Origin of the sequence: Cellulomonas sp. PhB150 (assembly GCF_003755175.1) — a bacterium.
GTDB lineage: Bacteria > Actinomycetota > Actinomycetes > Actinomycetales > Cellulomonadaceae > Cellulomonas.
Window position 1 is genome coordinate 238,395 of the sequence record NZ_RKHX01000003.1, and the last position, 11,936, is coordinate 250,330.

At 72.6% G+C, this 11,936-nt stretch carries 9 protein-coding genes; 5 read left to right on the top strand and 4 right to left on the bottom strand.

What is annotated here, in order from left to right; genetic code table 11:
* Positions 1–58: 58 nt before the first annotated feature.
* The 3 genes from EDF34_RS11480 to EDF34_RS11490 form a co-directional block, all read right to left on the bottom strand.
* Entirely contained in the window at positions 59–568 is a 510-nt protein-coding gene (locus tag EDF34_RS11480) for an amino-acid N-acetyltransferase (RefSeq protein WP_123371626.1), read from the bottom strand.
* 86 nt (positions 569–654) lie between these two features.
* On the bottom strand, positions 655–2,172 hold the full coding sequence (locus EDF34_RS11485) for a sodium:solute symporter family protein (RefSeq protein ID WP_123371627.1): 1,518 nt from the start codon (positions 2,170–2,172) through the stop codon (positions 655–657).
* A gap of 211 nt (positions 2,173–2,383) precedes the next feature.
* Entirely contained in the window at positions 2,384–3,013 is a 630-nt protein-coding gene (locus EDF34_RS11490; RefSeq protein ID WP_123371628.1) for a TetR/AcrR family transcriptional regulator, read from the bottom strand.
* A gap of 112 nt (positions 3,014–3,125) precedes the next feature.
* On the opposite strand from EDF34_RS11490, the gene EDF34_RS11495 reads away from it, so the two are divergent.
* The 3 genes from EDF34_RS11495 to uca are packed head-to-tail and all read left to right on the top strand — an operon-like array spanning position 3,126 to position 8,163.
* Positions 3,126–3,977, top strand: a complete 852-nt coding sequence (locus EDF34_RS11495; protein WP_123371629.1) for an urea amidolyase associated protein UAAP1 — start codon at positions 3,126–3,128, stop codon at positions 3,975–3,977.
* Entirely contained in the window at positions 3,974–4,585 is a 612-nt protein-coding gene (locus EDF34_RS11500; RefSeq protein ID WP_123371630.1) for an urea amidolyase associated protein UAAP2, read from the top strand. The genes EDF34_RS11495 and EDF34_RS11500 overlap by 4 nt, the downstream gene beginning before the upstream one ends.
* On the top strand, positions 4,582–8,163 hold the full coding sequence (uca, locus tag EDF34_RS11505) for an urea carboxylase (RefSeq protein ID WP_123371631.1): 3,582 nt from the start codon (positions 4,582–4,584) through the stop codon (positions 8,161–8,163). Before EDF34_RS11500 ends, uca begins: the two co-directional genes overlap by 4 nt.
* A gap of 1 nt (position 8,164) precedes the next feature.
* Here uca and EDF34_RS11510 read toward each other — a convergent pair whose 3' ends face one another.
* Complete coding sequence (locus EDF34_RS11510) at positions 8,165–9,154, bottom strand: sugar-binding transcriptional regulator (protein ID WP_123371632.1); 990 nt, start codon at positions 9,152–9,154, stop codon at positions 8,165–8,167.
* 121 nt (positions 9,155–9,275) lie between these two features.
* On the opposite strand from EDF34_RS11510, the gene EDF34_RS11515 reads away from it, so the two are divergent.
* Together EDF34_RS11515 and EDF34_RS11520 are read left to right on the top strand one after the other, a co-directional pair.
* Complete coding sequence (locus EDF34_RS11515; RefSeq protein WP_123371633.1) at positions 9,276–11,087, top strand: glycerol-3-phosphate dehydrogenase/oxidase; 1,812 nt, start codon at positions 9,276–9,278, stop codon at positions 11,085–11,087.
* A 79-nt stretch (positions 11,088–11,166) separates the two neighbouring features.
* Complete coding sequence (locus EDF34_RS11520; RefSeq protein WP_123371634.1) at positions 11,167–11,919, top strand: MIP/aquaporin family protein; 753 nt, start codon at positions 11,167–11,169, stop codon at positions 11,917–11,919.
* Positions 11,920–11,936: the final 17 nt, after the last annotated feature.

Sequence of the window (11,936 nt, forward strand, 5' to 3'; positions counted from 1 at the left end):
CGAGTACTTCAACCACGCCGTAGGGACGCGGCCGGGCGGCGCGGCCGGGCGGCGGTGGCTAGAGCTCGATGAGCATGCGCGTGTTGCCCAGGGTGTTGGGCTTCACGCGGGCGAGGTCGAGGAACTCGGCGACGCCGTCGTCGTGCGAGCGCAGCAGCTCCAGGTAGACGTCCTGCGTGACCGGCGTGCCCTCGATGACGTGGAAGCCGTGGGCCTCGAAGAAGGGCACCTCGAAGGTCAGGCAGAACACCCGGCGCAGGCCGAGCTCCCGCGCGCGCTCCAGCAACGCGTCGAGCAGCGCGTGCCCCACCCCGGTCCCCCGCCACGCGCGGTCGGCCGCGAGGGTCCGGATCTCGGCCAGGTCCTGCCACATCACGTGCAGCGCGCCGCAGCCGATGACGGTGCCGTCCTCGGCCTCGACGACCTGGAACTCCTGCACCGCCTCGTAGTACCCGACCCACTCCTTGGCCAGCAGGATCCGCTCGGCGGCGTACGGCTCGACGAGCCCGCGGATGGCGCGGACGTCGGCCGGCAGCGCGGGCCGCACGCGGAAGGTTGGGGTCGCCACCGGGCCAACCTAGTGGCGGCAGGGGCGCGCGCAGCGGACCGGCCCGGTCGCCGAGATGGCGCCGGGCCGGTCCCGCACGGCGGGGCTCAGACCGCGGGCTCCGGCTCGCGGGGCGCGGGGACGGTCTCGTCGGGCATGCCGTCGGCGATCGCCCACGCCTCCTCGGTCACGGTGCGCGGCCAGATCATCGCGGCGACGACGTACGCGAGGATCGAGGCGCCGAAGGCCCAGAACGTCGGCCAGCCGTCGAACGAGGCGTCCACCAGCGAGTTCTCGATGTACCAGACGTCGTTGGGCACGCCGTAGATCGTCGGCGTCAGGACGAACAGCACGATCCGCACGCCGACGCCGACGGTCAGTGCCGCGACGGCCGCGCGCGTGCCGCCGCGCTTCCAGAACAGGCCGAGGATGAACGGCACGAGCAGACCCGCGAGCATGAGGTCGAACGCGAGCGTGAGCAGGATGCCGGTCTGGGCGACCTTGAGCGCGATCGCGATGCCCAGTGCGACGATCGGGACCATCGCGACGCGGGTCCACAGCAGCAGCGGGTCGCGCACGCCCTCCTCCTTGGCGGACACCACGCGGCGCACGCCGAAGATGTTGCGGACGGCCACGGCGGACGTCGCCAGGATCGCGCCTGACGCCGTGGAGAAGGACGCGGCCACGATGCCGGACAGCACGAGGACCGTCAGCCCCGAGGGCGCGTAGTCGTCGAGCAGCTGGAACAGGATCGGGCCCGCGTCGGTGGTCAGGCCGAGCACCGACGAGGCGGACAGCGCGACCATCGCGAACGCGACGCCGATGATGGCGGTGCCCGCCGCGCCGGTCAGGCACGACCGGCGGGCGGTCTCGGGGTTGCGCGCGGCGAAGATGCGCTGCATGAAGTCGATCGCGACGATGTCGCCGATGCCGAGGGCGATGAGCGTGGCCCAGTTGATGGGAGCCCCGGCGCTGGTCTGCGTCAGCTGCTCGAGGTCGAACGGCCCCATGCCCTCGTCGACGTGGAACCCGTAGGTGACGCCGAACCAGACGACGAGGCTGACGGTCGCGACGATGGTGATGACGATCTGGATCGCGGCGGTGTAGGCGTCGGAGAACATGCCGCCACCGATCGTGTAGGCCAGGACCAGGCCCACCGCGACGAGCACACCGACCGTGTAGTCCATGCCCAGGAACCGCTCGAGCAGGAACCCGCAGGCCACCAGGTTGCCGGCCATGAGGATCGCGAACGCGAAGATCATGAACACCGACGACGCGACCTCGACCCCCCGCCCGTAGCGCAGCCGGTAGAAGTCGGCGAGCGTGAACAGCTTCATCCGGTTCATCGGCTTGGCCAGGAACAGCCCGGTGAGCAGCAGGCAGAGCGCCAGCCCCAGGGCGAGCGACGCGCCGGCCCAGAACCCGAACGACGCGGTCAGGTCGGTGTTGCCCACCGTCGCGTTGGAGTCGACGGCGGCCGCCATGAGCGACGCCGCGACGAGCGGCACCCCCAGGCGGCGGCCCGCGACGAGGTAGTTGGCGCTGTCGCCGTCCACCTTGCGGGCGACGAAGATGCCGACGAGGACGACGGCGAGGACGGTCAGACCGACTCCGGCGATGATCATGGAGGCTCCGAGGGGAGGGCCGCGGCGGGCGGCGGGCCAGCGGGTCAGGGGGGGCGGACGCAGCGGGCCGAGTTTCTGTCGGCCGACAGGTTCATTGACCACCCGACCCGTGTCCGCCCTGAGGCGCGCACGAAACGCTTGTGTTAAATCCGCCCCTGCAGCACTCGCGCCACGAGCGCACCCACGCCCGCGCGCGCGGGAGGGGGCGGGGTCAGGGGGTGGAGGGTGCGGCGATCTGGTCGGGGGGGCAGCCGATCAGGCGCAGGACGCCGTCCGCGACGGAGCGTTGGACCACCGGGACGTCGAGGTCGGGGGTGTCGCGCCGTCGCAGGATGACCGACTCGACCAGGCCGAGCACGAGCGCGCCACGGTCGTCGGCCTCGCTGCGCGCCGCCGCCGCGTCGGCGAGCTCGGAGTACCGCGCGCGCAGCCGGGCACGCAGGGCGTGGAAGGGCGCGAACTGCTCGGCCGTGACCTCGGGCAGCACGTACAGCACGCCGAGGTTCACCGGGCCGCCAGCGAGGAGCGCGACGTCGGCGTGCACCAGCGACCACAGCCGCGCGGCGGCGGGCTCGGGCGCGGCGACGAGGGCGTCGGCGAGCTCGAGCGACGGCTGCACGGTGCCGAGCAGCAGCTCGAGCAGGATCGCGTCCTTGCCGGCGAAGTGGTGGTAGATCGAGGCCTGCCGGACGCCGGCAGCGTCCGCGATGGCACGCGTGCTCGTGGAGGTGAAACCCACCGAGCAGAAGAGGGCCGCGGCAGCGTCGAGCACGTCCTGGCGGGTGTCCCGCTCACCGTGCGGGTCGCCGCTCGCGCGCGGTCGACCTGGTCTGCGTGCCATAGCGAGCCGAACGTACCAGCGCCCGCGTTACACAAGGTTTACCTCGGGGTGACGGGGGCGGAACCTCGGGCACGGACCCTGTTTCTGTCAGTCGACAGAAATCGAGGACGCCATGACGACCACCAGCACGGGAACCGGCACCACGGCCGGGGCGCGCGCCCACGCACGCGCTCAGGAGGCGGACGCGCTCGGCAGGACCGCAACCCTGCCGACCCGCCCGGCCTCGGCCTGGCCGGCCCCGCCTGACGGCGTCGACGCCGACGACCTGGTGCATGCCGAGGTCGTCGCGGGCGGCGGCTACACGCACCTCGCCGTGGCGCGCGGCACGCACGTGCGGCTGACCGACCTGCTCGGTGACGCGTGCGCGCACGTGCTGGCCTACCGCCTGGACCGCCCCTGGGAGCGCCTCAACGTCGCGGACACCGTCAAGGTGCAGTGGCAGGTCTACCTGACGACCGGTCACCTGCTGCTCAGCGACCAGGGCCGGGTGCTCGCGAGCATCGTCGGCGACACCTCCACCCGCCAGGACGCGCTGTACGGGACGACGACGAGGGCACGTAACGAGGAGCGCTACGGCGACGGCGCCGCCCACGGCGCGACCCCGGCGGGCCGTGAGCTGTTCGCCCTCGCTGCCGCCAAGCACGACCTGGCGCGTCGCGACCTGCCGCCGAGCATCTCCTTCTTCCAGGGCGTCCGGATCGACGACGAGGGCCGCCCGGTGTTCGAGGGCTCGGCCGGGCAGGGCACGGCAGTCACGCTGCGCGCCGAGGTGCCGCTGCTGCTGCTCGTGGCCAACACGGCCCACCCGCTCGACCCCCGCCCGTTCACGAGCACACCGCTCGAGGTGCTCGCCTGGCGCGGCGCCCCCACGAGCGAGGAGGACCCGTCCTGGAGCGCCACGCCCGAGGGCCGCCGCGCGTTCGTCAACACCGTCGCCGACCTCACCGCCCGGGGGATCGCATGAACCTGATCGACACCGTCGTCCCCGCCCGCGCCCCGTGGTCGGGGGTGGTCCACGCCGGCGAGGTGCTGACGATCATCGACCTGCGCGGCAACCAGGCCGTCGACTTCCTCGTCTTCGACGCCGCGGACACGAGCCTGCGGTACAGCGCGCCGGACACCATCCAGGGGCAGGACTCGGTGTTCCTCACCACGGGCTCGGTCCTGCGCGACTGCGAGTACGGCCCGTTGATGACCGTCGTCGCCGACGAGGTGGGGCGGCACGACACGCTCGGCGGCGCGTGCTCCAAGGAGTCGAACACCCTGCGCTACGGCCAGCACACGTGGGCGCAGCACGCGTGCGCCGAGAACTTCCTCGCCGAGGGGGGCCGGCACGGCCTGGGCAAGCGCGACCTGGTCTCGAACATCAACTGGTACATGAACGTGCCGGTGGACCCGGACGGCGCGCTCGGGATCGTCGACGGCATCTCCGCCCCCGGCCTCTCGCTCTCCCTGCGCGCGGAGCGCGACGTCCTCGTGGTGGTCAGCAACTGCCCGCAGATCAACAACCCGTGCAACGGCTTCGACCCGACGCCGGTGCGCATGGTCGTCACGAGCGGGGAGTCCCGATGACTTTCGACACGCTGCTGGTCGCCAACCGCGGCGAGATCGCCGTCCGCATCCTGCGCACCGCGAAGGAGCGGGGCCTGCGCACCGTCGCGGTCTACTCCGACGCCGACGCGGGCGCCGCCCACGTGCACCTCGCCGACGCGGCCGTACGCCTGGGACCCGCCCCCGCCACCCAGTCGTACCTGCGCGCCGACCTCATCCTCGAGGCTGCCGCCGCCACCGACGCCGGCGCGGTGCACCCCGGCTATGGCTTCCTCTCGGAGAACGCCGACTTCGCCCGCGCCGCCGAGGCGGCCGGCGTGGCGTTCGTCGGCCCGACCCCCGCGCAGCTCGAGCTGTTCGGCGCCAAGCACACCGCGCGCGACGCGGCGCGGGCCGTGCGGATGCCGATGCTCGCTGGCACCGGCCTGCTCGACACCCTCGAGGAGGCGCTCGCCGCGGCCGAGTCGATCGGCTTCCCCGTCATGCTCAAGGCGACGGCGGGCGGCGGCGGCATCGGCATGCGCGCCTGCGCCGGACCGGACGAGCTCGTCGCCGCGTGGGAGGCCGTGCGACGCACCGCGGGAGCCGCCTTCGGGTCGGCCGGCGTGTACCTGGAGCGGCTCATCACCGCGGCGCGGCACGTCGAGGTACAGGTCTTCGGCGACGGCCTGGGCCGCGTCGTCACGCTCGGCGACCGCGACTGCTCGCTGCAGCGCCGCCACCAGAAGGTCGTCGAGGAGGCGCCCGCGCCGGGTCTGCCCGACGAGGTCCGCGAGCAGATCGGCACCGCGGCCCGCACCTTGGCGGAGTCGGTCGACTACCGCTCCGCGGGCACCGTGGAGTACGTCTACGACGCCGAGCGCGAGGAGGCCGCCTTCCTCGAGGTGAACACGCGCCTGCAGGTCGAGCACCCCGTCACCGAGGCCGTCTACGGCGTCGACCTCGTGGCCTGGATGATCCGCCTCGCGCAGGGCGACACCTCCGTGGTCGAGACGCCGCTCGTCGCGCGCGGGGCGGCCGTCGAGGCCCGTGTCTACGCCGAGAACCCGGACCGCGACCACTTGCCGAGCGCGGGCACGGTCGTCGCGTTCGAGGCACCCGCGAGCGCACGCGTCGACACGTGGATCGAGCCGGGCGTCGAGGTCTCCACCCACTACGACCCGCTGCTCGCGAAAGTCGTCACCGCGGGCGGGGACCGCGCCGCCGCCTGGCACGCGATGGGCGAGGCGCTGGCCGGGACGCGCCTCGACGGCGTCGCGACCAACCTGGGCCTGCTGCGCACGATCGTGCACGCACCCGCCGTCGCGGCGGCTCTGCACCACACCGGGACGCTGGCGCACCTGCACGACGAGACGCCGCGCATCGACGTGCTCCGCGCTGGCCTGCTCACCACCATCCAGGACTGGCCGGGCCGCACCGGGCTGTGGCACGTCGGCATCCCGCCGTCGGGACCGATGGACGACCTGTCCTTCCGCCTGGGCAACGTCGCGCTCGGCAACCCGGAGGGGGCACCCGGCCTCGAGTGCACGATGGGCGGGCCCGAGCTGCGGTTCGTCACCGGGGCCACCGTCCTCGTCGCCGGGGCGCCCGCACCGGTCACGGTCGACGACCAGCCGGTCCCCCAGTGGGAGCCCGTCGAGGTCCCCGCGGGCGGCGTGCTCGCGATCGGCGCCCCCACCGCGGGCATGCGCACCTACGTGCTCGTGCGCGGCGGCCTGGACGTCCCGCGCGTCCTGGGCTCGGCGGCGACGTTCGACCTGGGCAAGATCGGCGGCACCACCGGCCTGCCCCTGCGCCCCGGCGACCTGCTCACGCTCGCGCCGGCCGGCCCGGGTGAGCCGCGCCCGGTCCCGCCGGCCGACCGGCCGACGATCTCCGGCACGTGGGCGATCGGCGCGCTCGAGGGTCCGCACGCCGCGCCCGAGTTCTTCACGCCCGACGACGTCACCGAGTTCTACGCCGCGACGTGGGCGGTGCACTTCAACTCGGCCCGCACGGGCGTGCGCCTCGTCGGCCCCAAGCCCACCTGGGCCCGCCCCGACGGCGGCGAGGCGGGCCTGCACCCGTCCAACATCCACGACACCCCCTACGCGGTCGGGGCCGTCGACTACACCGGCGACCTGCCGATCCTGCTCGGCCCGGACGGCCCGTCGCTCGGCGGCTTCACGTGCCCGGCGACGGTCGCGCTCGGCCAGCTGTGGAAGCTCGGCCAGCTGCGGCCCGGGGACAGCGTGCGGTTCGTCCCGGTCGACGAGGCGGGGGCCGACGAGCTGCGCCGCCGACCGCAGGCGGTCCCGCAGGTCTCCCGGGCCGCGCACACCGACGGCGGCATCCTCGCCCGCCACGAGGACGGGGTCACCTACCGCCGCAGCGGCGACGACAACCTGCTCGTCGAGTACGGGGCGATGACGCTCGACCTCGCCTCGCGCATGCGCGTGCACGCCCTCGCGCAGGAGGTGCAGGCACGGGTCGACGAGGACGGACTGCGCGGCATCGTCGACCTCACCCCCGGCATCCGCTCGCTGCAGCTGCACGTCGACCCCGACCGGCTGCCCCTGCGCACCGCGCTCGACCTGGTGCGCGAGATCGAGGACACCCTGCCGGCCACCACCGACCTCGTCGTGCCGAGCCGCACCGTCCACCTCCCGCTGAGCTGGGACGACCCGGCCACGCGCGAGGCGATCGAGCGGTACATGGCCGGGGTGCGCGACGACGCCCCGTGGTGCCCGTGGAACATCGAGTTCATCCGGCGGATCAACGGCCTGGCGTCGGTCGACGACGTCTACCGCACCGTCTTCGACGCGCAGTACCTGGTCATGGGCCTGGGCGACGTGTACCTCGGCGCCCCTGTGGCCACGCCGCTGGACCCCCGGCACCGCCTGGTCACCACCAAGTACAACCCCGCGCGCACCTGGACGCCGCAGAACGCGGTCGGCATCGGCGGCGCCTACCTGTGCATCTACGGCATGGAGGGGCCGGGCGGTTACCAGTTCGTCGGCCGGACCGTCCAGGTCTGGGACACCCACGCGCGCCGCAAGCCCTTCGAGCCGGGCACCCCCTGGCTGCTGCGGTTCTTCGACCGGATCAGCTGGTACCCGGTCGGCGCCGACGAGCTGCTGGACATGCGTGCCGACATGGCGGCCGGTCGACTCGACCTGGCGATCGACGAGGGCGAGTTCTCCATCGCGGAGCACGAGCGCTTCCTCGCGGACAACGCCGGGTCGATCGACGCCTTCCGTGCGCAGCAGGCGCGCGCGTTCGGCGCCGAGCGGGACGCATGGGAGGCCGCGGGCGAGTTCGACCGCCGCGCCGAGCCCGACGCACCGCCCGTCGTCGGCCCCGGTGTGGCCGTGCCCGACGGGTGCGAGGGGGTCGAGGCCCCGTTCGTGGCCACCGTGTTCCGCGTCGACGCACGGCCGGGCGACCGGGTGGTGCGTGGCCAGCAGCTGCTGGCGCTCGAGGCGATGAAGATGGAGGCGCCCGTGACCGCGACCGTCTCGGGCATCGTCCTCGAGGTGGTCGTCACGCCAGGCGACCAGGTCGGGCCGGGGCAGGTGCTCGTCATCGTCGAGCCCGAGGCGGTGACGACCGCGGCGTAGGTCAGGTCCGCGCGCGGGCCCGGTGCGGGCGCGGCTGCTCGACCTGCTCGAGCAGCAGGCCCGCCGTGATCTCGTCGACGACCAGGTCCGTGACGACCCCGGCGCGCAGTGCGGCGAGCAGCGGCGCGACCTTGTTGTCGCCCGCGACGACGCACAGCCGGCGCGGCACGTGCTCGAGCTGGTGGGGGTCCGGGCCTGTCGCGCGGGTGTTGACGGCGATGTCCTTCCAGGACCCGTCCGCGCGCAGGAAGACGGTGCAGACGTCCCCGACGACGCCCTCGTCGTGCAGCACCTCGATGTCCGAGTCGTCGAGGTAGCCGGCCGAGTACACGTGCGACGGGACGGCCCCCGCGACGGCACCGACGGAGAACACCGCGATGTCCGCGCGCTCCTGCATGTCGAGCACGCGGCGCACCGAGCGCTCCCGCCACATCGCGGCCTTCGTGTCCGGGTAGTCGAAGAACGCCGGTACCGAGAAATGGTGCACGGCGGCGCCGAACGCGGTCCCGAACGACGAGATGAGGTCCGAGGCGTACTCGACGCCGCTCGTGCGCATGTTGGCGGCGCCGTTGAGCTGGACGACCGCCGCGCCACGCGTCGGCTTGGGGACGAGGAACCGGGAGACCGACGCGAGCGTGGTCCCCCACGCGACGCCCATCACCATGTCCGAGTCGAACCACGACGAGAGCAGCCGCGCGGCTGTCATCGACACCTGCGTGAGCCGCTCGAGGTGGCTCGCGGAGTCGGGGACAGGGACGACGTAGGAGTCGATCCCGAAGGCGGCGGCGACCGACCGTCCCAGGCCGGGGGCCCGGGTGCTGGACGGGCGCAGGTTGATCTCGACGAGACCGGAGGCCCGGGCCTGCTTGAGCATCCGTGACACCGTCGAGCGCGACGTGCCGAGGTGCCGCGCGATGACCTCCATCTTGAGGTCCTGCAGGTAGTACATGGATGCGGCTCTGAGCATGTCCTGCTCGCGGTCGTACTCCATGAGCCCTCCTGTGCACATATGTGCGCCCCGGTTGCGCGTTCGTTCGTTGGTGACGACGATAGCCATCGCACCCGAATGGCGCGAACCACAGCGGATCGCGCACCTGAGGAGAGATCGACCCATGAGGACCGCCCCGCTCACCGCCCAGGCTCGGACCGACGCACTCGCCGCCCTGCGCGGCAGCGCAGCTCGCGAGGACGAGCTCGACGTGCTGGTGATCGGCGGTGGCGTGACCGGCGCGGGCGTCGCCGTCGACGCGGTCACGCGCGGGCTCTCGACCGCGATCGTCGAGGCGCAGGACTGGGCCTCGGGCACCTCGTCGCGCTCGTCCAAGCTCGTTCACGGCGGGCTGCGCTACCTGCAGATGCTCGACTTCCACCTGGTGCGCGAGGCGCTCACCGAGCGCGACCTGCTCATCAACCGCCTCGCACCGCACCTGGTCAAGCCCGTGAGCTTCCTCTACCCGCTCGAGAACCGGGTGTGGGAGCGGGCCTACGTCGGCGCCGGCGTCGCGCTGTACGACACGCTCGCCTCGGTGAACGGCGGCAAGCGCGCGCTGCCCATCCACCGGCACCTGTCCCGCAAGGGCATGGAGCGCCTCTTCCCCGACCTGCGCCACGACGCCGCGATCGGCGCGGTCCGGTACTGGGACGCGAGCGTCGACGACGCGCGCCTGGTCGAGACCCTGGTCCGCACGGCGGTCAGCTACGGCGCGCACGCGGCCAGCCGCACCCAGCTCGTCGACCTGCACACCACCAGCGGCGGCGCGGTCACCGGTGCCGAGCTCGTCGACCTCGAGACGGGTGAGCACTTCGACGTCCGCGCCCGCCACGTCATCAACGCGACCGGCGTGTGGACCGAGGCGACCGAGTCGCTCGCGGGGTCCGACGGCGGCCTCAAGGTGCTGGCCAGCAAGGGCGTCCACATCGTCGTGCCGCGCTCGCGGATCTCGGGCGACGTGGGCCTGATCCTGCAGACCGAGAAGTCCGTCCTGTTCATCATCCCGTGGTCGCGCTACTGGGTCATCGGCACCACGGACACCCCGTGGGAGCAGGAGCTGACCCACCCCGTCGCGACCAGTGCGGACATCGACTACGTCATGGAGCACGCCAACGCGGTGCTCAGCCGCCCGATCACGCGCGAGGACATCATCGGCACGTGGGCCGGCCTGCGTCCGCTGCTGCAGCCCGGCACCAAGGAGGGCACCTCGTCCGCCAAGGTGTCCCGCGAGCACACGGTTGCCTCCCCCACGCCGGGCCTCACGGTCATCGCCGGCGGCAAGCTGACGACGTACCGCGTGATGGCCAAGGACGCGGTCGACTTCGCGATCGGCTCGCGCGCCACGACGCTGCCGTCGATCACTCACGAGGTGCAGCTCGTCGGCGCCGAGGGCCTGCGCGTCTTCCAGCGCCAGGCGCGCGCCATCGGCGCGAAGTACGACTGGGACCGCCCGCGCATGGACCACCTCCTGCACCGGTACGGGTCGCTGCTCGGTGAGCTGATCGACCTGTGCGACGCCAACCCGGAGCTGGCCAAGCCGCTCGCGAACGCCGATGCCTACATCGGGGCCGAGATCGTCTACGCCGCCAGCCACGAGGGCGCGCTGCACCTCGACGACATCTTCATGCACCGGACGCGGCTCAACTACGAGCAGCTGGACAAGGGCGTGGGCGCGATCGACGAGATCGCCGACCTGGTCGCCCCGATCCTCGGCTGGGACGCCGAGACCCGTGCGGCCGAGATCGCGTCCTACCGCGCCCGGGCCGAGGCCGAGGAGGCCGCGGCCGCCCAGCCCGACGACGTCAGCGCCGAGCAGGTCCGCCTCGAGGCGGCCGACGTGGCGCCGATGCACGACCTGGGTGCGAGCGTCAGCGCGGGGACCAAGCCCGGCTCACCCGCTGGGAAGGGGTCCGTCGGACCTGCCGGCACCTGAGAAGACTCCCCGCGCCCGGTGCGCGGGGCGCACGTGACACCGTCGTCCGTACAGAAGGGATACCTCAGTGAGCACACTGATGTCTCACGCGTTCATCTCCGAGATCCTGGGAACAGCGATGCTGATCCTGCTGGGTGCTGGAGTGGTCGCCAACGTGATCCTGCCGAAGACCAAGGGCTTCGGCGGCGGCTGGTTGCTGATCAACTTCGGCTGGGGCCTCGCCGTGTTCTCCGGTGTGTTCGTCGCCTTCAAGTCGGGCGCGCACCTGAACCCTGCCGTGACGGTCGGCCTCTGGACCGCCGACCAGCCGTTCTACAGCGTCACCGGCCCCAACGGCGTCGTCACCGCGACGATCAACCCGACGTTCGGCAACGCCATGTGGTACTTCCTGGCCCAGATGATCGGCGCGATCATCGGTGCCGTGCTGGCCTACCTGGCGTACAAGAAGCACTTCGACGAGGACGCCGAGCCCGGCATCAAGCTCGCCGTCTTCTCGACCGGCCCGGAGCTGCGCTCCTACGCGTGGAACTTCATCACGGAGGTCATCGCGACCTTCGTCCTGGTGTTCGTCATCCTGTGCTTCGGCAAGACGCCGTCCGGCATGGGCCCGCTCGCGGTGGCGCTCCTCGTGGTTGCCATCGGCGCGTCGATCGGTGGACCCACGGGCTACGCGATCAACCCGGCGCGTGACCTCGGCCCGCGCATCGCGCACGCCCTGCTGCCCATCAAGGGCAAGGGCTCGAGCGACTGGGCGTACTCCTGGGTGCCCGTGTTCGGCCCGATCGTCGGCGGCCTGCTCGCCGGCCTCCTGGCCACCGCGTACGTCTTCTGACCCTGACGCACCACTGA